This is a genomic window from Pseudoxanthomonas sp. CF125, from assembly GCF_900104085.1.
GTDB lineage: Bacteria > Pseudomonadota > Gammaproteobacteria > Xanthomonadales > Xanthomonadaceae > Pseudoxanthomonas_A.
In genome coordinates, this window is the sequence record NZ_FNLD01000001.1 from 1608513 (window position 1) to 1633359 (window position 24847).

General features: G+C 65.7%; 18 protein-coding genes, 1 pseudogene and 1 riboswitch. Of the genes and pseudogenes, 11 read left to right on the forward strand and 8 right to left on the reverse strand.

Features of this window, described 5'->3' with window-relative positions; genetic code table 11:
• Window positions 1-88 precede the first annotated feature (88 nt).
• From BLR66_RS07330 to BLR66_RS07340, 3 genes and pseudogenes are all read left to right on the forward strand, one after another.
• Window positions 89-631: pseudogene (locus BLR66_RS07330) on the forward strand (cytochrome b); the annotation flags it as partial.
• A gap of 76 nt (window positions 632-707) precedes the next feature.
• Complete coding sequence (locus BLR66_RS07335) at window positions 708-1283, forward strand: YceI family protein (RefSeq protein WP_093282342.1); 576 nt, start codon at window positions 708-710, stop codon at window positions 1281-1283.
• A 22-nt stretch (window positions 1284-1305) separates the two neighbouring features.
• Window positions 1306-2253: an alpha/beta hydrolase gene (locus BLR66_RS07340; protein ID WP_093282345.1), complete on the forward strand. Its 948-nt coding sequence runs from the start codon at window positions 1306-1308 to the stop codon at window positions 2251-2253.
• Here the strand turns inward: BLR66_RS07340 and BLR66_RS07345 are convergent.
• Both BLR66_RS07345 and BLR66_RS07350 read right to left on the reverse strand, forming a co-directional pair.
• Window positions 2207-2764, reverse strand: coding sequence for a hypothetical protein (locus BLR66_RS07345; RefSeq protein WP_093282349.1), 558 nt, complete (start codon window positions 2762-2764; stop codon window positions 2207-2209). The genes BLR66_RS07340 and BLR66_RS07345 overlap by 47 nt on opposite strands.
• 93 nt (window positions 2765-2857) lie before the next feature.
• Window positions 2858-3085, reverse strand: coding sequence for a glutaredoxin family protein (locus BLR66_RS07350; protein ID WP_255402333.1), 228 nt, complete (start codon window positions 3083-3085; stop codon window positions 2858-2860).
• 72 nt (window positions 3086-3157) lie between these two features.
• On the opposite strand from BLR66_RS07350, the gene BLR66_RS07355 reads away from it, so the two are divergent.
• Complete coding sequence (locus tag BLR66_RS07355) at window positions 3158-4540, forward strand: L-serine ammonia-lyase (RefSeq protein ID WP_093282357.1); 1383 nt, start codon at window positions 3158-3160, stop codon at window positions 4538-4540.
• Between the two features lie 200 nt (window positions 4541-4740).
• On the opposite strand, the gene BLR66_RS07360 is transcribed toward BLR66_RS07355, so the two are convergent.
• Complete coding sequence (locus tag BLR66_RS07360) at window positions 4741-6618, reverse strand: S8 family peptidase (protein WP_093282361.1); 1878 nt, start codon at window positions 6616-6618, stop codon at window positions 4741-4743.
• 86 nt (window positions 6619-6704) lie between these two features.
• Window positions 6705-11126 (reverse strand): ESPR-type extended signal peptide-containing protein, encoded by a 4422-nt coding sequence (locus BLR66_RS07365; protein ID WP_176943790.1) that lies wholly within the window; start codon window positions 11124-11126, stop codon window positions 6705-6707.
• Between the two features lie 333 nt (window positions 11127-11459).
• On the opposite strand from BLR66_RS07365, the gene BLR66_RS07370 reads away from it, so the two are divergent.
• On the forward strand, window positions 11460-12875 hold the full coding sequence (locus tag BLR66_RS07370) for a sensor histidine kinase (RefSeq protein WP_093282371.1): 1416 nt from the start codon (window positions 11460-11462) through the stop codon (window positions 12873-12875).
• Here BLR66_RS07370 and BLR66_RS07375 read toward each other — a convergent pair.
• The 4 genes from BLR66_RS07375 to BLR66_RS07390 all read right to left on the reverse strand — a co-directional run bounded on the left by BLR66_RS07375 (window position 12868) and on the right by BLR66_RS07390 (window position 17017).
• Window positions 12868-13581 carry a response regulator transcription factor gene (locus BLR66_RS07375; RefSeq protein ID WP_093282375.1) on the reverse strand — a complete coding sequence of 238 codons (714 nt, stop codon included), beginning with the start codon at window positions 13579-13581 and terminating at the stop codon, window positions 12868-12870. The genes BLR66_RS07370 and BLR66_RS07375 overlap by 8 nt on opposite strands.
• Window positions 13582-13665: 84 nt before the next feature.
• Window positions 13666-14742 carry a homoserine dehydrogenase family protein gene (locus BLR66_RS07380; RefSeq protein ID WP_093282380.1) on the reverse strand — a complete coding sequence of 359 codons (1077 nt, stop codon included), beginning with the start codon at window positions 14740-14742 and terminating at the stop codon, window positions 13666-13668.
• Complete coding sequence (locus BLR66_RS07385; protein WP_093282384.1) at window positions 14739-15968, reverse strand: O-succinylhomoserine (thiol)-lyase; 1230 nt, start codon at window positions 15966-15968, stop codon at window positions 14739-14741. Before BLR66_RS07385 ends, BLR66_RS07380 begins: the two co-directional genes overlap by 4 nt.
• Entirely contained in the window at window positions 15965-17017 is a 1053-nt protein-coding gene (locus tag BLR66_RS07390; RefSeq protein WP_093282388.1) for a homoserine O-succinyltransferase MetX, read from the reverse strand. Before BLR66_RS07390 ends, BLR66_RS07385 begins: the two co-directional genes overlap by 4 nt.
• Window positions 17018-17097: 80 nt before the next feature.
• A riboswitch (SAM riboswitch) is annotated at window positions 17098-17215 on the reverse strand.
• A 112-nt stretch (window positions 17216-17327) separates the two neighbouring features.
• On the opposite strand from BLR66_RS07390, the gene BLR66_RS07395 reads away from it, so the two are divergent.
• The 6 genes from BLR66_RS07395 to BLR66_RS07420 all read left to right on the forward strand — a co-directional run bounded on the left by BLR66_RS07395 (window position 17328) and on the right by BLR66_RS07420 (window position 24689).
• The gene (locus BLR66_RS07395; protein ID WP_093282393.1) at window positions 17328-18422 is read left to right on the forward strand and encodes an NHL repeat-containing protein; all 1095 of its coding nucleotides are present in this window, start codon (window positions 17328-17330) and stop codon (window positions 18420-18422) included.
• Window positions 18419-19351, forward strand: a complete 933-nt coding sequence (locus BLR66_RS07400; RefSeq protein WP_255402334.1) for a M23 family metallopeptidase — start codon at window positions 18419-18421, stop codon at window positions 19349-19351. The genes BLR66_RS07395 and BLR66_RS07400 overlap by 4 nt, the downstream gene beginning before the upstream one ends.
• A 97-nt stretch (window positions 19352-19448) precedes the next feature.
• Entirely contained in the window at window positions 19449-21053 is a 1605-nt protein-coding gene (locus tag BLR66_RS07405) for a peptide chain release factor 3 (RefSeq protein ID WP_093282397.1), read from the forward strand.
• 2 nt (window positions 21054-21055) lie between these two features.
• The gene (locus BLR66_RS07410) at window positions 21056-21970 is read left to right on the forward strand and encodes a CPBP family intramembrane glutamic endopeptidase (RefSeq protein ID WP_093282401.1); all 915 of its coding nucleotides are present in this window, start codon (window positions 21056-21058) and stop codon (window positions 21968-21970) included.
• A 10-nt stretch (window positions 21971-21980) separates the two neighbouring features.
• The gene (locus tag BLR66_RS07415) at window positions 21981-22640 is read left to right on the forward strand and encodes a PAQR family membrane homeostasis protein TrhA (protein WP_093282405.1); all 660 of its coding nucleotides are present in this window, start codon (window positions 21981-21983) and stop codon (window positions 22638-22640) included.
• Window positions 22641-22709: 69 nt separating this feature from the next.
• The gene (locus BLR66_RS07420; protein ID WP_093282410.1) at window positions 22710-24689 is read left to right on the forward strand and encodes an AsmA family protein; all 1980 of its coding nucleotides are present in this window, start codon (window positions 22710-22712) and stop codon (window positions 24687-24689) included.
• The last annotated feature ends 158 nt before the right edge of the window (window positions 24690-24847 follow it).

A 24847-nucleotide genomic window follows, 5' to 3' on the forward strand; every position in this document is an offset into this window, starting at 1 on the left:
AGCACGAGGGAGAACAGCGCGACATAGAACAGCAAAACGAAGAACAACAGCCCGCCACGCCCACCCCGACCACGGAGCCAGCCAAGCCATGACCATGAAGAACACCGCTGACCGCTGGGGTCCGGTAAGCCAGGCCTTTCACTGGCTGATCGTGCTGCTGATCCTATGCCTGGCCATCGTCGGCCTGACCATGGGCGAACTGCCGAAGACGCCGAAGTATTTTTGGGTCTACACCGCGCACAAATCGACGGGCATCACCGTGTTGGCGCTGGTGTTGGCGCGCTTGGCCTGGCTCCTTTACGCGGGCAAGCCCGATCCGGTGCCGGGCACTCCGACCTGGCAGAAGCGCATCGCCAACGTGACCCACTGGCTGCTGTACGCGCTGATCCTGGCCATGCCGATTTCGGGCTGGCTGTACGACTCGGCCAGCGGTCTGCGCCCGTTCCGCTGGTTCGGCCTGTTCGACATGCCCAAGCTGAGCCCGCCGGACGAAACGCTGCGCAATCTTTCCCACGAAGTGCACGAACTGGGGTTCTGGGTGCTGGTGGCGCTGGTCGCCGCGCACGCCGGCGCAGCCTTCTACCACCACTATTTCCAGCGCGACGCCACCCTGCTGCGCATGTTGCCGCGGCGTTCACCCCGCATGGTCGATAACACCCCCGCCGCTCCCGCCATTCCCGTCGCCAATCTCCCCGAGGAACCTCCGCATGTCCCGTAATTTCAGTACTCCCGCGCTGACCGCCGCCGCGCTGGTGGCCACGATGGTCGCCGCCCCCGCCGCGTTCGCCGCCGACTACGTGCAGGCGCCAGGCTCGACCCTGGTATTCGCCAGCAAGTACGACGGCGAAGTGTTCACCGGCAAGTTCGCCAGCTTCACCACCACGCTGAGTTTCGACCCGGCCAAGCTGGCGACCTCGAAACTGGACGTGGTGATTCCGCTGGCCGGCACCAGCACCGGCAATGGCGACCGCGATTCCACGCTGTCCGGCGCCGATTTCTTCAACGTCGCCAAGTTCGCCCAAGCCCGGTACACGGCCACCAAGTTCCGCTCGCTGGGCGGCAACCAGTACGCGGCCGACGGCAATCTGAGCCTGCGCGGGGTCAGCAAACCGGTCACGCTGACCTTCACCTGGACCCCGGGCGCGCAACCGGTGTTGAGCGGCAAGGCCACGGTCAAGCGCCTGGACTTCGGCGTGGGCGGCGGCGACGACTGGGCCGATACCAAGACCATTCCCAACGAGGTGGCGGTGAGTACGAAGGTCGTGTTCAAGCCTGCGAAGTAAAGCCCGACGAAACAACAGGCGCATGAACGGCACGCGCAAGCGCAATGCCGTCCTCAAAGGGGCGGCATTGTTTTTTGTTTTGCTTGGATTGTCCGGACTTGCCTTCAGCTACTGGGTGGGTGGCCAGCTGGTGGCTCCGCGCCCTGCGACCGTCGGCCCACCCCCTGCGGACTTGCACGCCGAACCCGTGCTGATCGATGGCAAGCCAAGGCCGATACATGGCTGGTGGATCACGGGCGATGCCGATAAAGGGTCGGTTTTGTTATTGCATGGTATTCGCGCCAATCGCACCGCGATGATCGGGCGCGCGAGGATGCTCGCCAAGCATGGCTACTCAGTGCTGTTGATCGATCTGCAGGCGCATGGAGAGAGCTCTGGCGACGCGATAACCCTGGGTTTGCGCGAATCGGCAGGCGTGCAATCGGCACGCGAATGGATAGGCGGCAGGCGTCCGGGCGGACCCATCGGCGCCATCGGCGTATCGCTTGGCGGCGCATCGATCTTGCTGGGCCCTTCCCCGAGCGGATTCGATGCGGTCGTGCTGGAAGCCGTCTATCCGGATGCGCGACAGGCACTGCGGAACCGCATGGCGATGCGTTTCGGGCCTGGCGCTCCGTTGCTGAGCAAATTGCTGGAGGTACAAGTCAAACCGCGACTGGGAATTTCGGTGGATCGGCTGCGGCCCATAAACCACATCGGCGCGATCGGCGCGCCCGTGATGATCATCGCCGGCGGCAGGGACCAGCACACCACGCCTACCGAATCGGCGGCGCTATTCGCCAGCGCCCGATATCCCAAGGAATACTGGCTGCTTCCGCAGGCCGCGCATCAGGATTTCCAGAACCTCGATCCTGCAGGCTACGAAGCCCGCGTGCTCGGATTCCTGCAACGCCACCTCACCGGCCGTGCAACGTCCACCGGGATCACCGCGGCTCATCCTCCAGTTGCGCCGGCGCAAGCCGGTAGCTGAGCGCACCCAGCAACTCGCCCGCCTGCTTGTCGCGGTGGCAGCCCAGGCAGTGGGAACGTGCGCGGATCGGCCCTATCACGCGCAGTCCTCCGCTTTCAGGGGTGAATACGATTTCTTCGCCGCGGGCCAAAGCAAGCAACGCCTGCGCTTCTCCCGCATTCGTTTCGCGCGCGTACTTGTCGACAAGCTTCGGACCGTTTTCGCCATGCTCGAACCCCTTGAACACCGAGCTGTAGACCACCGGCGGATCGTGCCTGGCGATACCTATCAACTGCACATCGCCGATCCTCAGCTTGTTGTCGCCGACGGGGTCGTAATTCCAGCGCAACCGCATCATCGGCGTCAGCCGACTTTCTCCGAAACCCTCGCTCACCACGAACGCTTCCACATAGTCGGCATGCATGCGCTGCAGCGCCGATCGCAGATCCACGGACACAGGAGAAGGCGCCTGCGCCGACAACGGCAGAGCGACGAGCGCCGTCAATCCGAGTCCCATGGCCAGTCTTTTCATCCCGGTTTCCGTTCTTTGCACCGATTACCGGAGCCTAACCGGATTGCGGCCTCTCCCACTGCGTCCCGATGCCGCCGTTTCGCTGGCCGACAGCTAGGCGCCGCGCCAACGCATCACCGCCTCCGCATCGAAAGGCCAATCCAGTTCGCGCCCGGTGTTCCCGTCCCGCAGAACCGGCACGCGGATTCCGTATTCGGCCTCCAGCGCCTGGTCTTCGTCGATGAAGACGCTTTCGAAGTCGGGCACGCGCGCCGCGGCTAGCTCGGCCAGGGCCAGGTCGCATAAATGACAGTCGTCGCGCTGGTACAGAATCAGGGACAAGGAATCGGTTCCATGGAAGCGGTGTTGCGACGCAGGACATCGCGGTAGGACGGACGGCATAGAATAGCGCCCATGGCAGTCAGCACTTTCGACCTTTTCAAGATCGGCATCGGGCCGAGTTCCTCCCACACCGTCGGCCCCATGCGGGCCGCGGCGCGTTTCGTTGCGCGCTGGATAGAGGAACCTGGGCGGCTGGACGAGGTGGCGCGCATCAGGGCCGAGGTCTTCGGCTCGCTGGCCCTGACCGGACGCGGCCACGGCACCGACAAGGCCGTGTTGATGGGCCTGGAAGGCCATATGCCCAACCTGATCGATCCGGACGTCATCCCGGCCGCGCTCGCGCGCATCCGCGGCGATAAGAAATTGCTGTTGTCGGGTAGGCACGCGGTCGCCTTCGACGAAAAGCGCGACCTGGTGATGAACAAGCGGCAGAAGCTGCCCTTCCACACCAACGGCATGCGCTTCACCGCCTTCGACGCCAACGACGAAGTGATCGCCACCCGCGACTACTACTCGGTCGGCGGCGGTTTCGTGGTCAACCAGGACGATGCGGCTTCGGACCGGATCGTCGCCGACGAAACCCCGCTGCCTTACCCGTTCCACAGCGGCGACGAGCTGCTGGCGCAATCGCGCGCGAGCGGCCTGAGCATCGCCCAGCTGATGTTCGAGAACGAAAAATCCTGGCGCAGCGAGGAAGAGATCAAGGCCGGCCTGCGCGAAATCTGGAACGCGATGCAAAGCTGCGTGGCCCGCGGCATCCGCCAGGAAGGCACCCTGCCCGGCGGCCTGCATGTCACCCGCCGCGCACCGGCATTGTTCAACGAACTCTCCAGCAAGCCGGAAGCGGCGATGCGCGACCCGCTCACCACGCTGGACTGGGTGAATCTGTACGCGCTGGCGGTGAACGAAGAGAACGCCGCCGGTGGCCGTGTGGTCACCGCGCCCACCAACGGCGCGGCCGGCATCATTCCGTCGGTACTGCACTACTACGACCGCTTCTGCCCGGGCGCGAACGAAGAAGGCATCTTCAACTTCATGCTGACCGCCGCGGCGATCGGCATCCTCTACAAGGAAAACGCATCGATCAGCGGCGCCGAAGTCGGTTGTCAGGGCGAGGTAGGCGTAGCGTGTTCGATGGCGGCTGGCGGCCTGGTCGCCGCGTTGGGCGGCACCAGCAGTCAGATAGAGAACGCAGCCGAGATCGGCATGGAGCACAATCTTGGCCTGACCTGCGACCCGATCGGCGGGCTGGTGCAGATTCCCTGCATCGAACGCAACGCGATGGGCGCGGTGAAGGCAATCAACGCCAGCCGCATGGCCGCGCGCGGCGACGGCAAGCACAAGGTCAGCCTGGACAAGGTGATCAAGACCATGCGCGATACCGGCCGCGACATGCAGGACAAGTACAAGGAAACCTCCCGCGGCGGGCTGGCGGTCAACGTCATCGAGTGCTGATGCAACCAGCGTCGTTGTAGGAGCGACGCAAGTCGCGGAGCACGCGGCCACTCAGATGCGACGTGCTTCGCGACTTGCGTCGCTCCTACAGAAGATGCGAGCAGCGGAATTTTCTGCCCGCAAAAAAAAGCGTTCGGGATATCCCGGACGCGTATCGGATCGCAAGGAACGGGATCGCTCCCGTTCCTTGCGCATTTCCATCAGTACAAACCCAGCACCGACACGTTGGCGAACGCGGTCTCGCCGACCACGGTCATGTAGTACGTGCCGGCCGCCGGGCTGGTGATCACCACGGTTTCGGCGTTACCCGATTTGGCCGACTTGCGGTCGTAGTTGGAAGCGGTCGGGATGCGGTCGCGCGCCACGTAAAGCGAGACATCGCCGGTGCCGCCATAAGTGCGCAGGTTGACGCTGGTCCTGCCCGCCGGCACCACGATCTTGTACACCAGCGCCTCGCCGGCCGTGCCGCCTTGGCCCGACAGCACCACGCGATTGGCCAGCAAGGTGCTGGTATCGGCCGGAATGTCCTGGGTCGCCGCATAGACGGCTGCGGCCGCATCCAGGATGCCGGGGCCCTGCGGCTTGCCGAGCGGCGGCGTCACCGTGAACGGCTTGACGGTATTGCGCAGCATCGTCTTCACCTCGGCCGGAGTCAGCGCCGCCTTGCCGGCAGCGACGCGTGCGGCCTGCATCAGCGCAACCGTGCCGGCCACGTGCGGGCTGGCCTGCGAGGTGCCGATGTAGCCCATCAGCACATCGCCCGCCGGACTGGCGACCGGCGTGGTGGTGCCGCTGTTGCCGGTCGACCAGATCCAGCGGTTGTCCGGATCGGACATGCTGGTGGCGTTGCCGCCCGGCGCCGACAGGGCCACGGTCGGACCGTAGTTGGAGAAGTAGGAACGGCCGCCGTCGACGCCGCTGGCGCCGACCGTAATCACGCCCCTGCAACTGGCCGGCGAATGGAAAGCGGCATCGTCGTTGTCGTTACCGGCCGCGACCACTATCGTGGTGCCGCGGCTGATCGCGCCATCGACCGCGGCCTGGGTCACCGGATCGCCGCTGCACGCGCCGTAACCGCCTAGGCTCATATTGATCACGTCGGCCACATCGGCCGGATCCAGGCTGGTCACCCCGGCGACGGTACCGCCTGAAGCCCAGGTGATGGCGTCGGCGATGTCGGAGGTGTAGCCGCCGCCATGGCCGAGCACGCGCACTGGCATCATCTTGGCGCCGAAGGCCACGCCAGCCACACCCTTGGCGTTGTTGGTCACCGCCGCGACCGTGCCGGCGACGTGGGTGCCGTGCCAGGAACTGCTGCCGCCGCCTTCCCAGTCGCCGGGATCGTGCGCATCGGCATCGCGGCCGTCGCCATCGCCAGCGACCGTGGTGTCGATGATGAAGTCGTAGCCCGGCACGACGTTGCCGTCCAGATCGGCGTGATCGACGTAACCGGTGTCCAGCACCGCCACCACCACGCCCGTACCGCTGGAGGTGTCCCAGGCCTGGGGCGCGCCGATGCCGACCGTCGGATCGGTGAAATCCCATTGCAGATCAAAACGGGTGTCGTCGGGAATGAAGTCCAGGCGCTGCTTGAGGTAATCGGGCTGCGCGTAGACCACGTTCGGGTCGGCGCGCAGCTGGGTCAGCAGCGCCGTGCTCTCGGCCGGAGTCAAGCGGCGCGAAGCGCGCACCAGATCGGCGCCGATGCCCAGCGTGCGCACGTGGCTGAAGCCCATGGCCGCGGGCGCGCCCCTGCTCGCCGACGAGGCGATTGCACCGGCCCTGGCACCGGCGGCGTTGAGGTTGCCCATCAACGTATTGCGGTTGAGCCTGGCGGCGCTGCCGTCCTTGTACTTGACGATGAATCGTTCGAAGCCGGTCTGCGCCGGCGCTGCGGACAGCAGGTTCTTCTTGCCGGTTTGTGCGGTTGCGGCTCGCAACGGAATGCCGGCCGAACTGCTGGCGGCGGCGCCGAAGCCAACGCCGATGGTGCCGCTGTTACTGGCCGCATAGGCGGTGACGGCGGCGATGACGGAAGCGGCGAGGACGCTGGCGGTGAGATTGCGCTTGTTCTTCATGGGTACTTCTCCGAAAGATTAGGGTGATGGGCGGGCGTCGTCGGCGACGGCCCGCCGTGCATGGGATCGAGGAAAGAAGTCTGGAATCAGAGGTCGACGCCGAAACCGACGCCGGCCGATTTCTCATCGCTGCTGAAAGCGCCGCCGATGCTGAAGGAAGCGCGCGTGCCGATCTGTTTCGAATAACCGACCGACAACGCGCTCTCGCCGTTCTGCCAACCGGCGCCGACCGCGATGCGGCCGCGCGGACTGCGGCTGCCGGCGGCGTTGATCGACATGTTCATCATCGCCGAGCTCATCGCGCCCATCTTGTCGATGCGGCGATCCTGCTGGCTAAAACGATGGTCCACATCGTTGCGCAGCGCGGTGAAGTCGTCGTCGAAAGTCTGCAAGCGGCTGTCGGTGTAGGCGTTGGCGGCCGACAGCGTTTCGGTCGCGGTAGCGTCGGTGTAGTCGTTGGCCGAGGCCAGCGTGGCCGCATCGCCGGCCTGCATCTGGCCCACGTTGGCCGCATCGGTAGCGGCGACGCCCGCAGCGACGTTGGTGACGCGACGCTCGTTGCCGGCGCTGCCCACCGAGACCGTGTTGGCCTGATCGGCCACCGAACCCTGGCCCAGAGCGACCGAGCCTGCGCCGGTCACCGTGGCGCCCTGGCCGATGGCGGTACCGGAAGCCGCGGTTACGCTGGCATCGGCGCCTATGGCCACCGAGTCGGTGGCGCTGGCGGCAATGCTGCTGTTGTTGCCCACCGCGGTGCCGTTGTCGGCGCCGACATTGGCGCCGTTGCCCACTGCAGTGTCGGTGGTGTCGGTCGCGTTGCTGCCGGTGCCGATGGCCAGACCGTCGCCGGTGCCCGTGGGCGGACCGCCGATACCACCGCCGTTGCCTAGATTCTGTTCGATCTGGGTCAGGCGTCCGTTCAATCCACTGAGCATGCCGTCGACCGCAGCGAACGCATCGCCGGCATTGGCGTAGCCGCCGCCCTGGATCGTATAGGTCGGCGCGACCAGCATGCCGTTCGCGCCAAGGCTCGCACCACCGCCGAAAGCGGCGGCGACCGAGTTCAACTGCTCCACGTTCACCGCGTCGCTGGCCTGGGTACCGGCGGCGAGGTTGGAAATAGTGCTGCCGCCCGCGCCCTCCAGAGTCAACTTGTCGTGGCTGTCGTCGTCATAGGCGACCGCGTTCTGGGTGAACTCGCCCAGGTTGTCCGCCACCTCGTTCAACTGCGCCAAGTTCACCGCATCGGTGGCTTCGGTGCCGGCGGCGACATTGGTGATCTGACGGTCGATGGCCGCATGCACGTTGCCGCCGGCATCGGTCCAGTCCTGCGCAGCGCCTACCGACACGGTATTGGCACGGTCCGCCAATGAGCCTTCACCGAGTGCGACGCTGTTGTCCGCATCCACCGTAGTCCACGCGTTCGCGCCGACCACGGTGCTGTTGGCCGACTGCGCATAACTATTGAAGCCTAACGACGTCGCCGAGTCGCCCACCGCCCAGCTCTCGGCGCCCACCGCAGTGGTGTAATCGCCCGGTACTACTCCGTCCAGCGAACCCGCGTACGCGCCCGCGCCCAAGGCCGTGCTGTACATCCCGGTCGCTCCCGCCGAAGCGAACGAGCCATCCGAGAAGCCGCCCAGCGCGGTACTGAACATGCCGGTAGCGGCTGCGTTCTGGCCCACCGCCGTGCCCGACGAACCGATGAAGGTGTTCTCGCCGGTGGTTTCGTCGTAGAACCAGTAGCCCGACGCTGCGCCGGCGCCGATCGCCACACCACCGTCGCCCGCCATGGCGCCAGCGCCGGTCGCCGTGGCGTTGAATCCGCTGGCGAACGCGCCGGATCCGATCGCCGTGGCCTGCCAGCCGGAGGCTGTTGCGAATCCGCCGATCGCCACCGAGAACGGACTGTCGGCGAGCGCATAGCCGCCGATCGCGGCGGCGAAGAAGCCGTTGGATTCGGCGCCCGCACCGACGGAAACGCCGTTGGAACCGTTAGCGATACTGCTGGCCCCCAAGGCCACGCTGCCGCCGCCATTGGCCTGTGCGCTATCGCCGCCAGCGAAGCTGGAGTTGCCGATCGCCGCTGCGTTGGCGCCGAACGCATTGCTGTTGGAGCCTTCGGCGATCGCGCCATAGCCATTGGCGCTGCTGTAGTCGCCGATGGCGCTGGCGCCAGTGCCAAGCGCCGACGAGCCCGCGCCCAACGCCAGACTGCTGCCGCCTATCGCGGTCGAGTAGTCGCCGACGGCATTGCTCTGGTAACCGAGCGCGCTGCTCTCGATGCCGATGGCCACCGCATTGGCGCCTGCCGCACTGGCGTTCTCGCCCTCGGCGATGGCCGCATCGGTGCCGTCGCCCAGGCCGTTGACGGAGAGATAGTCGTTGGCGTCGCCGACGCTGTCAGCCACCGCATTCAACTGCGAGAGGTTCACCGCATCATTGGCCTCGGTGCCATCGGCCACGCCGGTGATCTGGCGCGTCATGCCGGTCCACTCGCTGCCCACCGTCACCGTGTTGGCGCGCGAGGTAACCGAATCGGCGCCGAGCGCGACCGAGTTATCGCCAAGTGCATATGTGCGGGCACCAATGCCGACGGAGTTGACGCTCCCCGCCCTCGAATCCATGCCGATCGAAATCGAATCGATACCGCCTGCCTGGGCACCGCTGCCCAGGGCGGTAGCGCCGTCCGCTTGGGTCGTCGCGCCGGCACCCAGCGCGACGCTGTTGATGCCCCAGGCCAAGGTGTTCTCCTCGATGCACATGAAGCTGGTGCAGGCCTTGGTGCCGCCGATCGCGATTGCGCCATCGGCGCCTGCGGTGGTCCACAGACCACCCATGGCGATCGAATTCTTGCCGTTCGCCATCACCAGGTTGCCTATGGCGATGCCGTGGCTGGCATCGGCGCCGACGTAGCTGTCGGTACCAATGGCGATGCCGCCTATACCCAGCGAAGTGGAATTGGCGCCCATGGCCAGGGAGAAGTCGTTCGTCGCCCAGGCGTTATCGCCGAAGGCGCTGGCGCCGTAACCGGTGGCGTTGCTCAGCGTGCCGACGGCGGTGCCGAAATCGCCCGCCTGGCTGCCCGCACCAATGCCGATGCTATCGGTGCCGCTGGCCACGCTCTGCACGCCGATAGCGATAGAGGCCTCGCCCAGCGCCTGGCTGCTGCTACCTTGTGCGATCGAGTATTCGCCGCTGGCGACACTGCCGTAGCCACTGGCCACGCTCTCGGTACCCAGCGCGTTGGCGCCGGCGCCGATTGCGGTCGAACCACTGCCCAAGGCCAGGCTGCCGCTGCCGATGGCGGTCGAGTAATCGGCGTCGGCGTAGCTGTTGGCGCCATAGGCGCTGCTTTCCGCACCGGTGGCCACGCTGTTGGCGCCGGTGGCGGTGCTGGATTCGCCTGCCGCCACGCTCATGGTGCCTACGGCGGTGGCGTTGAGCTGCAAGGCCTGGGCTTGATCGCCCAGCGCCAGCGTGCCGTCGCCGAGTGCGGCAGCCTGATAGCCAAGCGCGACCGCGTGGTAGCCAGCGGCGATAGTGGCCTCGCCCGGACCGATCAAGCCGTCGCCATCGAGATCCACGCCAAGGCCGCCGCCGAACGCGATGCTGCCATCGCCCACGGCAGTGGAGTAATAGCCCGATGCCAGCGAGTAGTTGCCTTCGGCCCAGGCCAGACCGCCAACGCTGGTGGCGCCCTGGCCGATGGCGTAGCTGGAGCCGCCGATGGCCACGCCGAAGTCGCCGCCCAGGGCGCGCGAGTTGGCGCCCAACGCCACGCCGGCTTCGCCGTTGGCGCCGCTGCCGAAGCCGCCCACCAGGCTGCCATCGCCATAGGCCTGCGCATTGCCGCCGATGGCAGTGGAACCGGTGCCGGCAGCTAGGCTGAGCGCACCGACCGCGGTGCCGCCCTGCTCGGCTTCGGCCGAAGCCGAGGCGCCGATCGCGGTATTGCCCAAACCCATAACCGGGCCATCGCCGGAGGCATAGGCGCTTTGTCCGATCGCGACACTGGCGTCGCCGAACGCCATCGCGCCCTGGCCGAACGCGCTGGCGCCCAGACCGACCGCGGCGCTTTCGGCGCCGACTGCGGTGGTGGCGTTGTTCAACGCAGAACTGTTGCGGCCGGCCGCCAGCGCGCCATCGCCGGAAACCGTGGGATCGTCGCTGCCGTCGCCAGCGCCATCGGCCAGGAAATAGCCGCTGCCAACCACTGCGTTGATGCCGACATTGGCCTGGTCGAACAAGGCGCAGTCGATCTGCCGGCCCTCGGCCTGGCCCTCGACACGCGCGGTGCAGACATCGCCGTCGCGTTCGATGGTGAGCTCCTGCGCGTGGGCCGCCGGCAGCGCCATGGCGATGCCGCAGCCCAGCAGCACCGCACCCAGGGTGGCATCACGCAAACGCGGCCGACCCTCCTTCCTGCCCTGCGCCGAGGCCAGCTCGGACGCGACCACCAGCGCTTGCTTGGACCTGCTCCATACCAGACTGAATACCTTGTTCATCCAACCCTCTCTCACCAGATAGTTTTTTAGGAGCAAAGGACGCCCATCGGCCATGAACGCCCGGACCGAACCGGACGTTGCCGCAGCATCGTTTGCAGTTTTTTTGAGACCCGCCCCCGCCTTGGGCAACTGTCTGGCTTTCGTGTGGCGTGCCCCGAAAGATCACCGCCTTGGGCCGTGGTCGAAAGTACGGCCCCGGCGCTTCGGTTGTCACGCGCGCCTTCTCACTCGATACTCACGCCATTCTCACCGCCCGTTCGGCGGCTCCGGCAGCCGGCGACGGGCGTGTCCGGAGCGCCGCCCCCGCATCCTCCCTGAAGGCCCTTTTCGCCGATGTGGAAGCCCGTACAGAACTGGTTGCGCAGCGCGCCGATCACCGACCCGGTGGATCGCCGCAACGCACCGGTCATGCAGCTGCTGCTGCTTTGCTACGGCCTGCTGCTGCCGTTGAACTGGGTCTGGCGCATCCTGGCCCGCGGTGCGCTTCCCACCGAAGGCAGAATGATCATCCTGTTGATGGACGTGGCCATCGCGGCCTTGGCCTGGGTCAGCATCGCCATGATCCGGCGCGGCCGGTTCCAGCCCGCGATCATGCTGTTCCTGGCGCCGCAACTGATCTCGCTGGGGATCGTATTTTTCCAGTTCGGCGTCCAGCCCGGAGTGATCGACCCGGCGCCGACCATCCTGCCGCTGGTGATCGCCGGCCTGGTGCTGGGCCGCGGTGCGCTGTGGGCCGTGTTCGGTTTGCTGATGCTGGTGTTCGGCATCGGTTTCGTCACCGACATCAGGGCCGACGGCAGCGATGTGGCAGCCATCCGCAGCGCCCTGCTCAATGTGCCGGCGGTGCTCATCAGCCATCTGTTGATCACCGCAGTCCTCGACCGCACGATCCAGGCCCTGCGCGAAAGCCTCGACGAATCGATCACGCGCAGCCACGAATTGCAGCGCGAGATGGCCGAACGCGAACGCGCGCAATCGCAACTGGTCCATGCGCAGAAAATGGAAGCCACCGGCCGCCTGGCCAGCGGCATCGCCCACGATTTCAACAACATCCTCGGCGTGATCCTGGGTTTCGCCTCGCAGCGCCACCAAGCCCAGCCCGGCATCGGCGACCGCGCGCGCGCCGACGGCCTGGAAGAGTCGCTGGAAGGCGTGGAAATCGCCGCCCGCCGCGGTGCCGCGATCAGCCGCAAGCTGCTGCGTTTCGGCCGACACGACGTGGCCCGGGTCGAGTCGTTCGATGCCGGCCATGCGATGGAGGAACTGCGGCCAATGCTGCGCCAGCTGTTCGATGCCGACATCCAGATGGAAACCCGGATCGATCCGGCGCCGCTACCGGTGCGCCTGGACCGCAGCCAGTTCGAGCTGATGGTGCTCAACATCGCCGCCAACGCGCGCGACGCCATGCTCGGCGGCGGACGCTTCAGCATCAGCGCCGGACGCGTGCAAAGCGCCAAACGCGGCCAATGCATCGAGATAGGCCTGGCCGACACCGGCCACGGCATGAGCGAAGAAGTCCTGCGCCGCGCTTTCGAGCCGTTCTACACCACCAAGCCCGCCGACAGCGGCACCGGCTTGGGCTTGTCGGTGGTGCGCGATCTGGCGGAAAACGCGGGCGGCACGGTCGAAGTAGTCAGTACCCCGGGCAGCGGCACCCTGTTCCGCATACTGTTGCCGATGGCGGCGGCCAACCAGGGCGACGCTTCCCTGGCACCCGCTACCGCGCCGGAAACCACCGGATCTATCTGAGCGCGTTCAGCACATAGCCTTCGCCATGCACCGCGATCAGCGGCAATCGCTCGCCGCAGGCCTCGGCGACCTTGCGCCGCAGACGATGGATCATCGAATCCAGTCGATGGGTATCGAAGTCGTAGACGTTTTCGGTGAGCGTGGCGATCAGCGCTTCACGCGTCACGATCTCGCCAGAGGAAGCCAGCAAGCGCTGGAACAGACGGCGCTCGCTCTTGGTCAACGCCACATTGCCGCCCGAGGGCGCGACCAAGCACCAGCCGCCGCCATCCAGCCGCCAGCCCTGTGCGGCGGCGGCAGGATCGTTTTTTCCGCGCACGCGGCGCGCCAGACTGTGCAGGGTGGCCGCCAGCAGCTCGATTTCGACCGGCTTGGACAGATAAGCGTCGGCGCCTTCGCTCAGTCCGCGCACGCGGTCCGGAGTTTCTCCGCGTCCGGTCAGCATGACGATGCCCAGGGAAGGCGACTGGCTGCGCAACTGGCGCGCCACCATGAACCCGCTCTGGTCCGGCAAGCCCACGTCCAGCACCACGATATCGGTGGGCTGGATCTTCAGGTGCGCATGCAGCTCGGCCGCCGTCTCCAGACCGATGACTTCGAAACCGAAATCCCTCAGCCCCGGCAGCAGCACGCGGTCGCGCAGCAGGAGGTCGTCCTCCAGCAGCGCCACGCGCAATGCACGGTCGGCATCGATAGACGCGGTCATCTGGTATCACTCATCGCCGCCCCGCGGCTTGCACCGGCATTCTAGCGGAAGCGTGTCCGCGGAGCTGACGTCGGTACCGGAAACTTAAGCGCCGACGCTCAGCACATCGTCCAGCAGCGCCGCCGCCGTCACTTCCGCGCCCGCGCCCGGTCCCTGGATCACCAGCGGCTGCTCGCTGTAGCGGTCGCTGAAAATGGCGACGCGGTTGTCGGCGCCGCCTCCGCCGCAGAGCGGGTGGTCGGCCGGTAGTGCCTGCAGGCCGACATGCGCACCAGTCTCGTCGAAACGGCCCAGAAAGCGCAGCTTGGCGCCGTTGCGGTAGGCGTCCTTGAAACGCGCCGCCAGCGGCGCATCCATTAGTTCCAGCCCTTCGTCGATTTCCTGCAACGGAAGCGCCGCCAGCCGTTGCGGCACCAGCGATTCCACTTGCACCGCCTCGGCATGCAGCGGCAATCCCGCCGCTCGCGCCAGGATCAGCAGTTTGCGGCGCACATCTTCGCCCGAAAGATCCAGGCGCGGATCCGGTTCGGTGTAGCCGAGCTGGCGGGCCTGGCGCACGAAGCCGGAAAACGGACGCATGCCGTCGTAATGATTGAACAACCAGGCGAGCGAGCCTGACAGCACGCCTTCGACCCGATGGATGCGGTCGCCGCCGGCCACCAGTTCGCGCAGGCTGCGCAGCAGCGGCAGTCCCGCGCCGACGGTGGCGCTGTCGCCGTAGCGCGCGTCGCCTTCCTGCTTCGCCTCTGCAATGGCACTCGCACGCGAAAGCGCGCCGCCATAGCCGAGCTTGTTGGCGGTGACCACGTGCACGCCGCGGGCCAGCCAGGCCGCGTGCCAATCGGCAACGTTTTCGCTTGCCGTCGCATCGACCAGTACGTCGCCGCGCCGCAGCGCTTCGGTTTCGGCCCAAGGCGGCAGTGCGCCGGCTTCCAGCGCGGACGTTCTGACTTCTTCCAGCGCGCGCTCCGGAGAATCATCGCAATACCGCAGCGCGCGCGAGTTGGACAGCCATGCGAACGCGGGCAAGGTATGACCGGACTGCTGCAACCGCTGGTAACGCGCCACGAAGGCCGTGCCCACTACACCGGTACCCAGCAGAGCCAGTTTCGGCGCAGGGACCGAGCGGTACGCAGTCGCCAGACGCACGACGCTGCTCATGCGTCGACGAGAATGCGTTCGTCTTCGGCCTGGCTGGCGATGGCGCGTTCGGCGCGCAGCAAAGCCAGCGACAGATCTGCGACCAGATCGTCGGTGGATTCGATGCCCACCGACAAACGCAGCAGCCCATCGGAAATACCGGCCTTGGCCCGCGCTTCGGCGGTCATCGCCGCGTGGGTCATCGTCGCCGGATGCGCGATCAGGCTTTCCACGCCGCCCAGCGATTCGGCCAGGGTGAAGTACTGCAATCCGTCGACGAACGCGCGCACTGCCGCTTCGCCACCCTGCAGTTCCACGCTCAGCATCGCGCCGAAACCCTTCTGCTGGCGTGCCGCGACGGCATGACCGGGATGCGAGGCCAGGCCCGGGAAATACACTTTGGAAACCACCGGATGCTCATCCAGCAACGTGGCGATGGCGGTGGCGTTTTCCTGGTGCACGCGCAGCCGGGCATCCAGCGTACGCAGCCCACGCAGGGTCAGAAAGCTGTCGAACGGCGAACCGGTCAAGCCCAGCGCGTTGGCCCACCAGACCAGTTTTTCATGGGTTTCCGCTTCGCGCGCGACGACCGCGCCGCCCACCACGTCGCTGTGGCCGTTGATGTACTTGGTGGTGGAATGCAGCACTACGTCGGCGCCGAACTCGATGGGCTTCTGCAATGCCGGCGACAGGAAGGTGTTGTCGACCACGGTGATCGCACCGGCCTTCTTGGCTGCATCGATGACGAAACGCAGATCGGTGATGCGCAGCAGCGGGTTGGAAGGCGTTTCGATCAGCACCAGTTTCGGCGACTGCGCCAATGCATCGGCGAACGAGCGCGGATCGGTCAGGTCGGCGGTGATCAGTTCGAAATGGCCCTTCTTGGCCAACGCGTTGAACAGACGCCAGCTGCCGCCGTAGGCATCGTGCGGCACCACCAGGCGGTCGCCCGGTTCCAGCAGGGCGTTCAGCACCAGGGTGATGGCGGCCATGCCGGTGGCGGTGACCACCGCGCCAGCGCCGCCTTCCAGTTCGGCCAGCGCTTCGCCCAGCAGGTCGCGGGTGGGGTTGCCGCTGCGCGTGTAGTCGTACTGGCGCTTGTTGCCGAAGCCGTCGAAGCTGAAGTTGGACGACAGCACGATAGGCGGCGTGACCGCGCCGTAGGCGGTGTCACGGTCGATGCCGGCGCGTACGGCGGAAGTCGCCGAGCTACAGGGAGTTTCGTTGCTGTCGGTATGGCGGCTCATGCGGTTTCTCCGGTTTCGTTGCGGTCGGCATCGCGCAGGGCGGCTACCAGGATGCTGTCGATGCGGTCGGTTTCTTTCAGGAAGGCGTCGTGGCCGTAGGGCGAGCGCAGCACGCGCAGCTGGCCGTGCGTACCGAGGCCTTCGACCAGCGCCACCGAATCGGCCAGCGGCACCAGGCGGTCGCCTTCCACGGCGACCACCACGGTCGGCACGCCGACCTGTGCCGGATCGAGACGGTGCAGATCGATGGATTCGGACAGGCGCAGATAGGCGGTGACCGGCGTGCGCGCCACGTATTGCGCGCCGGCGGCGTCCAGATAGTCCTCGGCGGCGCAGCGCACGCGGCCGTTGATGATTTCGGGGGCGGCGTCGAAGCGCTCGTCGAATTCCTCCGGCGTGCGGTAGCTCAGCATCGCGAACTGGCGCGCCAGCGAAAGCCCTTGCGCGTCGGCGCATTGCAACTGGCCCAGCGCCACGGCTTTGCGCTGTAGCGCGCGCCACGCAGACGCATAAGGATGCGCACGGTGGGCGCCGCTCACCGCGATCAGCTTGCGCAGGCGCGCGGGATGGCGTGCGGCAAGCTGCAAGCCGACCAGTGCGCCGTAGGAATAACCGACGAAGGCGTGCAGCCGCTCGATCTTCAACGCATCCAGCAGCTGCACGATGGCATCGGCCTGGTCGGCGGTTTCCAGCGGCACATCCAGCTTGCCGTCGGCGCCGACGTAATCGATGGCCAGCAGCCGACGGCGCGTGGGATCCAATGCGCGGCCGGCTTGCGCCAACGCATTGGCCCAGCCGTTCTCGGGAAAAGTTTCGCTGGCCACCACGTGGCGATGCGCCGAAATTCCACCGGCCACGAACACCACCGGCAAGCCGGCTTCGCCGAGCAATTCGTAGCGCAGGGTGATCTGCCGGGCGCCCGCATGCCGCAGATCGAGGCGCAGGCTTATTTCGCCGCGCAGCTCGCGTACGGTTTCCGTCGATGGCTCGTAGGCCGGCAACGAATGCGGGGAAGGAACGGCATGCAGGGCGGCGTTGACGAAGCTCATGGCGGTATCCAGTGGAGGAACGTGGACTACAACCATCGAGCTTCGCGGAACTCGGCGTTCGCCCTGCGCGAGGCAAGGTCGAACCATCTTCCGGTAGACGCAGAGGTCTCCGCAGGATTTGGCACCTGGGCGCCGCTTGCGCGTCGCCTGGCTGCCCCGGCTTCAAAGGGCCTGTCCCTCTGCCGGTCTCGATGGTGGCGCCAGCTTGCCAGCCGTTTTCCGGTATGTCAATCGCTTTATTCGGATAAAGCGATGGATAAAGTCGCAATTTCGGTCGCAAGCCCGCCACCCCTTCACGCATAATTATCAAATGAGACCTTCCCGACTTCTTCTGGGCGCCTGTCTGGCGCTCCTGGCGGCCTGTGCCACCGCGCCGCGCCCGCACACCTCCGCGCCCCAGGTTCCGAAACCCACGACCGCGGTGGATGCGACGATTGCCGAGGCTTGGGTTTCCACGGAAAGTCCGGAGGACGAACTCGATTCGCTGGCGGTCTGGCCCACCGAGGACGGCCATCTCTGGCTGATCGCCACTGCCAAGTCCAGCCACCGCTTGGTGGTCTACGACGCCGAAACCGGCCAGCGCCTGCGCAGCGTCGGCGAACCCGGAGAAGGCATTTCCCAATTCAATCGTCCCAACGGCATTGCGGTCTACGGCGACCTGCTGTTCGTGGCCGAACGCGACAACCACCGCGTGCAGGTGTTCAAGCTGCCCGATTTCGCGCCGCTGGGCATCGTCGGCCAGGACGTGCTGCGCGTTCCCTACGGCCTGTGGGTACGCGAGAAAGGGCCGGACGATCTGGAGCTGTTCGTCACCGACAGTTTCATGGCCGATTTCAAGACCGGCAAATTGCCGCCCATGGGCGAACTGGACCAGCGCGTGAAGCGCTTCGAGGTGCAGGTGGACGGCCAGGGCAAGTTGCAATCGAAGTACCTGGGCGCGTTCGGCGATACCAGCGAAGCCGGTGCCTTGCGCATGGTGGAATCGATCGCCGGCGACTCGGTCAACGACCGTCTGTTGATCGCCGATGAGGATCGGCGGGTGGGTTCGACCTTGCGCGAGTACACCCTGGAAGGCCTGTACCGCGCCCACAGCCTGCCGCTGTTCGATGCCGATGCCGAAGGCGTGGCGCTATGGGCCTGCGATTCCGGAGAAGGCTACTGGATCGCCGTGGATCAGGTGCGGCCCACCGTCTTCCGCGTCTTCGACCGCACCAGCCTGCAGCCTCTGAAGACGTTCTCCGGCCGGGTGGTCGCCAATACCGACGGCCAGGTGCTTTATGCCGCCGGCACGCCCCGCTTCCCGGCCGGCGCGCTGTTCGCGCTGCACGACGACAAGGCGGTGGCCGCGTTCGATCTGCGCGATGTGGCGCACGCGCTGGGGTTGTCGGAACGCTGCATGCAATGAAAGCGGCAGGCGTCACCGCAGCCTGGAGCTTGGGATTGGCGCTGATGCTGGTGAGCTCGGGCGACGCCGACGCCGCGCGCCTGTACCGCTGGAAGGACCGCAACGGCGTGACCCAATACGGCGACCAGCCGCCGGAAGCCGACGAACTTCCGGCCAGCGACATCAATGTGACCCGTTTCCGCAATCCGCCCGGCGCGCTGGTGCGGCTGCGCCTGGAAAACAAACGCGGCCGTTACGAGGCCTGGGCGGACAACCTATTGCACGGGCCCGTGCAGGTGATGTTGCGCTTCAAGCACGACCACAATGTCGTCGGCAGCCCTGCCCTGCCTGCCGAAGCCACCGTGCCGGCGCGCAGCAGCGTGATGGTCGCCACGCTGACCATCACCGATCCGATCCGCGGAGGCGATTTCGAACTGTTGCTCGACGGTCTTCCCGGCAACCCGGCAGCGAAGCCCGTCGATTACGACTACCGCCTGCCCTTCGATTACGCCCGCGTTCGCGTGGACCAGGGCCCGGGAGGCGGTTTCAGCCACAACGACCCGCAGAACCGCTACGCCATCGATTTCGCACTGGCCGAGGGCACGCCGATAGTCGCGGTGCGCGAAGGGGTGGTGATGCAGGTGGAGTCCGATTTCGAAAAGGCCGGCCTGAATCGCGAAAAGTACGGCGGCCGCGCCAACTTCATCCGCATCCTGCACGACGACGGCAGCATGGCCGTCTATGCGCACCTGCAGCCCGAAGGCGTGCAGGTGCGCACAGGCCAGCGCGTGCGCCTGGGCCAGCGCATCGGCCTGTCCGGCAACACCGGCTTCAGCACCGCGCCGCACCTGCATTTCGTGCTGCAGGTCAACCGCGGCATGCGTCTGGAATCGATCCCCTTCCGCATGTTCGGACCATTGGGCGAGCTGAAATTCCCCAGCAGCCGGTAAGCCCGCCCGAGGATGCGGGCCGCAGGCGCTATAATTCGCGCCTTCCTGTCCTTATGAACGCGCCCGCGCGGGCGCTATCGCCATGTCCGCTTCCCTCATGTCAGATGTAGCAACCGAAGCCGCGCGCCGCCGCACCTTCGCCATCATTTCCCATCCCGACGCGGGCAAGACCACGCTGACGGAAAAGCTGCTGCTGTTCGGCGGCGCCATCCAGATGGCCGGATCGGTCAAGGGCCGCAAGGCCGCGCGCCATGCGACCTCGGACTGGATGGCGCTGGAGAAGGAACGCGGCATCTCGGTCACCTCATCGGTGATGCAGTTCCCGTACGAAGGCCGCATGGTCAACCTGCTGGATACGCCCGGACACGCCGATTTCGGCGAGGACACCTACCGTGTGCTCACCGCGGTGGACTCGGCGCTGATGGTGATCGACGTGGCCAAGGGCGTGGAAGAGCGCACCATCAAACTGATGGAAGTCTGCCGCCTGCGCGACACGCCCATCATGACCTTCATCAACAAGCTCGACCGCGAGGGCCGCGACCCGATCGAACTGCTGGACGAAGTGGAAAGCGTGCTCGGCATCCAGTGCGCGCCGGTAACCTGGCCGATCGGCATGGGCTCGCGCCTCAAGGGCGTGGTGCACCTGGTCAGCGGCGAAGTGCATCTGTACGAACAGGGCCGCAACTTCACCCGCCAGGATTCCACCATCTTCGCCTCGCTGGACGACCCGCAACTGGCCGCACGGCTGGGCGAGAACCTGCTGGCCGAGCTTCGCGACGAGTTGGAGCTGGTGCAGGGCGCATCGCATGCCTTCGACCTGGACGCCTACCGGGCCGGCAAGCAGACCCCGGTGTTCTTCGGCTCGGCGGTCAACAACTTCGGCGTACAACCGCTCCTCGACTTCTTCGTCGACCACGCCCCCGCGCCGCAGGCGCACGCGACGACCACGCGCGAAGTGAAGCCGGACGAAACCAAGCTCAGCGGCTTCGTGTTCAAGATCCAGGCCAACATGGATCCGATGCATCGCGACCGGGTGGCGTTCATGCGCGTGTGCTCGGGCCGCTTCACCGCCGGCATGAAGAGCTTCCACGTGCGCACCGGCAAGGAAATGAAACTGGCCAACGCGCTGACGTTCATGGCCAGCGACCGCGAGATCGCGGTGGAGGCGTGGCCGGGCGATGTGATCGGCATCCACAACCACGGCACCATTTCCATCGGCGACACCTTCACCGAAGGCGAAGCGATCAGCTTCACCGGCATACCCAACTTCGCTCCGGAACTGTTCCGGCGCGCACGCTTGCGCGACCCATTGAAACTGAAGCAGTTGCAGAAGGGCCTGGCGCAATTGAGCGAGGAAGGCGCCACCCAGTTCTTCCGTCCGCTGATGAGCAACGACCTGATCCTGGGCGCGGTGGGCACGCTGCAGTTCGATGTGGTCGCCTACCGGTTGAAGGACGAATACAGCGTGGATGCCAGCTTCGAGCCGATCGGCGTGGTGACCGCCCGCTGGGTGCGCTGCGACAATGCGAAGAAGCTAGAGGAGTTCCGCGACAAGAATGCGATGAACCTGGCGCTGGATGCGGCAGGCGAACTGGTCTACCTGGCGCCCACGCGCGTCAATCTGCAATTGGCGCAGGAGCGCGCGCCGGATGTGCAGTTCATGGCCACGCGCGAGCACGCGCACAGCGTGAGCCTGGATTGAACATGCCGGCGGCGGACACGGGGAAGTTCAAGCGGTTCGCGGGCTGGCTGTGGCGCACGCCGTTCGCGCGCATGGTCCATTTCGCGGTGCTGCTGCTTGCGTTCTCGATGCTGGCCGGCGCCATGAGCAGCGCGTTGCATATTCCTTCCAACAGCCTAAAGACCATGGACGCCAACCTGGCTTCCACCGCGCTCACTGTGCTGCCCTGCGTGCTGGCCTACTGGGTGTTGGCGCGTCTTATCGAGCACCGCAAGGTGGACGAACTGTCGTGGCGAAAATCGCCGCAGTTGCTGTGGGGCGTGCTCGGCGCGTTGGCCTTGTTCGCCCTGTTGACCACGCAACTGTGGGCGGCCGGCGTTTATCGCATCACCGGTTACGGCGATGCGCCGCTATGGGTCTTGTTCCTGCTCACTGCAGTAGCGCCCGGCATCACCGAGGAGATCGTCAGCCGCGGCGTTCTGTTCCGACTCACCGAAGAAGGGCTGGGGACGTGGATCGCATTGGCGGTATCGGCGCTGTTCTTCGGCTTCATGCATGCGTTCAATCCCGGTGCGACCGTATGGAGTTCGGTGGCCATCTCGATCGAAGCCGGCCTGTTGTTCGGCCTGCTGTACCACGTCACGCGCTCGCTCTGGTGGTGCATAGGCCTGCACGCCGGCTGGAACTTCGTACAGGGCGCGGTATTCGGAATCCCGGTCTCAGGCATCAAGGTCGATGGTCTGCTCGATTCGCAGCTGCAAGGGCCGGACTGGCTGGATGGCGGCGGTTTCGGCGCTGAAGCCTCGGTGCTGACCGTGCTGACCTGCGGCATCGTCAGTTTGCTTCTGCTCCGACATGTGCTGCGTACCGGCAGCGCCATCGCGCCATTCTGGAAACGTGAACGGCGTACGGATGCAAGGATTGCTGCGTTGCGGTAATTTGCACCGCATGAGCAAGCCACCGTTCGAGGAAAAGATCGATCTGCGCGACGAACTCGTCAGCGCCCTGACCCATGGCCTGGGCGCGGTCGCGGCATTGGCGGGCGGATCGGTATTGATCACGATGGCGGCGCTGTACGGAGACGCTTGGCAACTGGGCGCGTCCATCGTATTCGGCGCGACCTTGTTGCTGCTCTACATAGCTTCCACCCTGTACCACTCCATCCAGCATCCGGTCGCCAAGGCGCGATTGAAGGTGTTCGACCATTGCGCGATCTATCTGCTGATCGCCGGCACCTATACGCCGTTCACGCTCATCGGCCTGCGCGGTCCGTGGGGTTGGGGTCTGTTCATCGCTATATGGACGCTGGCGGTGTCCGGCGTGGTGTTCAAGCTTTTCTACACCGGCCGATTCAAGCTGCTGTCTACAGCGATCTATATCGCCATGGGCTGGCTGGTCGTGGTGGCGATCAAGCCGATGCTCACCGCGCTGGACGGCTGGACCTTGGCTTGGCTGCTTGCCGGCGGTCTTTTCTACACCTTGGGCACCTACTTCTACCACCGCGAATCGATCCGCTTTTCGCATGCGATCTGGCACATGTTCGTGATCGCCGGCAGCGTCTGCCATTTCGTGGCGGTCACCGCACAGGTCTTGCTGCCCCGGCTCTAGCCTGCCGCAACATGAACGATTACCGCATGTTTTCGCGGAATCTGAACAAGCGTTTCCTATATTGGAAACATGGATAACGCCGTCCGCGAGCGAACTCCGTTCTTCAAGCGTCCGTTCTTCAAGCGCAGACCGTCGCGTCGTGCGCAGATCGTACTGGGCGTGCTGCTCGCCACGCTGGTGTTGTTGATCGTGTTGTTCGACTGGAACTGGTTCAAGCGCCCTCTGGAAATGGCGGTGCAAGCCAGCACCGGACGGCAACTGCGTATCGACGGCGACCTGGACGTGGATCTGGGCAGGGTGACCAGGCTGATGGCCGACCGCATCAGCTTCGCCAACGCGGAATGGTCGAAGGAGCCGATCATGGCCAGCGCGGATCGCGTGGAGGTCGGCTTCGAAATCTGGCCGCTATTGTTCAAACGCGAGGCGCGAATTCCGGAGATACGCCTTGCCGCGCCCAAGCTACGCCTGGAGACAGGCCCGCAAGGCATCGGCAACTGGATGTTCGGCGGAGACCCCGATGGCAAACCGGTCCAGTTCCGCCGCATCTGGATCGAAGACGGCCGCTTGCAATTCTTCGATACTCCAAAGAAAACCGACATCGATATCGCCGTCAACAGCGTGCAAGCGCAGGGCAAGAGCGCACAGGGAAAGAACACGGCGCCGCCCATCGAGATCAAGGGCAAGGGCCGCTGGACCGGCAACGCGTTCACTGTTTCCGGTCGCGCCGAATCGCCGCTGGAGCTGAGCAACAGCGAGCAGCCTTATCGCATCGATCTGCGCGCGGACGCCGGGCCGACCCGGGCGCACGCTCGCGGCAATCTGCTCAATCCATTCGAGCTTCGCTACTTCAATCTGCAATTCACCCTCGCCGGACGCGACATGGAAGATCTGTATCCGCTGATCGGCATCGCCACTCCCTCCACTCCTCCCTACAAGCTGGATGGCCGCCTGATACGCAAGGCCGACCACTGGCGCTACCAGGATTTCACCGGCGTGGTAGGCGACAGCGATCTGAGCGGCACCGCCAACGTGACCTTGGGCCGCAAGCGCCCGTTGCTGGAAGCGGACCTGATCTCCAAGCGATTGGACCTGGACGATCTGGCCGGCTTCCTGGGCGCTCCGCCACAGGCCGGCGGCAATGAAACCACCAATCCGGAGTTGGAGGCGCAAGCGCTGCAGCTTGCCGCCGACACCCGCGTACTGCCCGACAAGCCGTACGATCTGGGCAAGCTGCGTTCGATGGATGCGGACGTGCGCCTGAACGCCCACCGCATCAACGCGCCCAGCCTGCCGCTGGACGACATGGACGCGCATCTCAAGCTCAATGACGGCATCCTGGAACTAGCGCCTCTTAATTTCGGCGTTGCCGGCGGCGATATCCGCTCCAACATCCGCATGGACGCGCGCGAAGCGCTGATACGCACGCGCGCGCAGGTGTCGGCGCGGCGCTTGAAATTGTCCAAACTCTTTCCCGATGCGAAGTTGACCCAAGACGCGGTGGGCCTGATAGGCGGCGATATCGTCATCGCCGGCACCGGCAATTCCATCGCCGCGATGCTCGGAAGCGCCGACGGCGATATAGCGCTGGGTATGGGCCACGGACAGATCAGCAACCTGCTGATGGAACTGGCCGGCCTCGATATCGCCGAAGCGCTCAAGTTTCTGGTCACCAAGGACCGCTTGGTGCCCATTCGCTGCGCATTCGGCGATTTCGCGGTGAAGGACGGGCTGATGCAATCGCGGGCGCTGGCCTTCGACACCGAAGACACCATCATCGTGGGCCAGGGCAATATCAGCTTGAAAGACGAAACGCTGGACCTGGAACTGCGGCCGCGACCCAAGGACCGCAGCATCCTGGCGCTGCGCTCGCCGCTGGTAGTCGGCGGTACGTTCAAGGATCCGTCGTTCCGCCCGGATTTCAAACGCCTGGGACTACGCGGCGCGCTGGCCGTGACGCTGGGCAGCATCGCCCCGCCGGCCGCTCTACTGGCGACGTTGGAATTGGGGCCGGGGAAAGACAGCAGTTGTGGCGGCAGGTATGCCAAGTAGAATGTGCTAACTGGCGCTGCTCAACGCTTGAACTAAGCCAACTTGCGTCAGGACGACAACTGAGCGTGGATATAACCGAAGGCGCGCACGTAGACGCCGCCGCTGATGCGGGTTCGGCTCCAATGAACTGTTAGGCGCATGCCAGCACCAAACCGTGT

What these genes read in the sequence shown, in the direction of transcription:
- BLR66_RS07390 (WP_093282388.1), bottom strand. Translation starts at nt 17,017, where the DNA reads ATGAGCTTCGTCAACGCCGCCCTGCATGCCGTTCCTTCCCCGCATTCG.
- BLR66_RS07375 (WP_093282375.1), bottom strand. Translation starts at nt 13,581, where the DNA reads ATGACCGCGTCTATCGATGCCGACCGTGCATTGCGCGTGGCGCTGCTG.
- BLR66_RS07415 (WP_093282405.1), top strand. Translation starts at nt 21,981, where the DNA reads ATGAGCAAGCCACCGTTCGAGGAAAAGATCGATCTGCGCGACGAACTC.
- BLR66_RS07365 (WP_176943790.1), bottom strand. Translation starts at nt 11,126, where the DNA reads ATGAACAAGGTATTCAGTCTGGTATGGAGCAGGTCCAAGCAAGCGCTG.
- BLR66_RS07335 (WP_093282342.1), top strand. Translation starts at nt 708, where the DNA reads ATGTCCCGTAATTTCAGTACTCCCGCGCTGACCGCCGCCGCGCTGGTG.
- BLR66_RS07405 (WP_093282397.1), top strand. Translation starts at nt 19,449, where the DNA reads ATGTCAGATGTAGCAACCGAAGCCGCGCGCCGCCGCACCTTCGCCATC.
- BLR66_RS07360 (WP_093282361.1), bottom strand. Translation starts at nt 6,618, where the DNA reads ATGAAGAACAAGCGCAATCTCACCGCCAGCGTCCTCGCCGCTTCCGTC.
- BLR66_RS07345 (WP_093282349.1), bottom strand. Translation starts at nt 2,764, where the DNA reads ATGAAAAGACTGGCCATGGGACTCGGATTGACGGCGCTCGTCGCTCTG.
- BLR66_RS07410 (WP_093282401.1), top strand. Translation starts at nt 21,056, where the DNA reads ATGCCGGCGGCGGACACGGGGAAGTTCAAGCGGTTCGCGGGCTGGCTG.
- BLR66_RS07340 (WP_093282345.1), top strand. Translation starts at nt 1,306, where the DNA reads ATGAACGGCACGCGCAAGCGCAATGCCGTCCTCAAAGGGGCGGCATTG.
- BLR66_RS07420 (WP_093282410.1), top strand. Translation starts at nt 22,710, where the DNA reads ATGGATAACGCCGTCCGCGAGCGAACTCCGTTCTTCAAGCGTCCGTTC.
- BLR66_RS07395 (WP_093282393.1), top strand. Translation starts at nt 17,328, where the DNA reads ATGAGACCTTCCCGACTTCTTCTGGGCGCCTGTCTGGCGCTCCTGGCG.
- BLR66_RS07380 (WP_093282380.1), bottom strand. Translation starts at nt 14,742, where the DNA reads ATGAGCAGCGTCGTGCGTCTGGCGACTGCGTACCGCTCGGTCCCTGCG.
- BLR66_RS07385 (WP_093282384.1), bottom strand. Translation starts at nt 15,968, where the DNA reads ATGAGCCGCCATACCGACAGCAACGAAACTCCCTGTAGCTCGGCGACT.
- BLR66_RS07400 (WP_255402334.1), top strand. Translation starts at nt 18,419, where the DNA reads ATGAAAGCGGCAGGCGTCACCGCAGCCTGGAGCTTGGGATTGGCGCTG.
- BLR66_RS07355 (WP_093282357.1), top strand. Translation starts at nt 3,158, where the DNA reads ATGGCAGTCAGCACTTTCGACCTTTTCAAGATCGGCATCGGGCCGAGT.
- BLR66_RS07370 (WP_093282371.1), top strand. Translation starts at nt 11,460, where the DNA reads ATGTGGAAGCCCGTACAGAACTGGTTGCGCAGCGCGCCGATCACCGAC.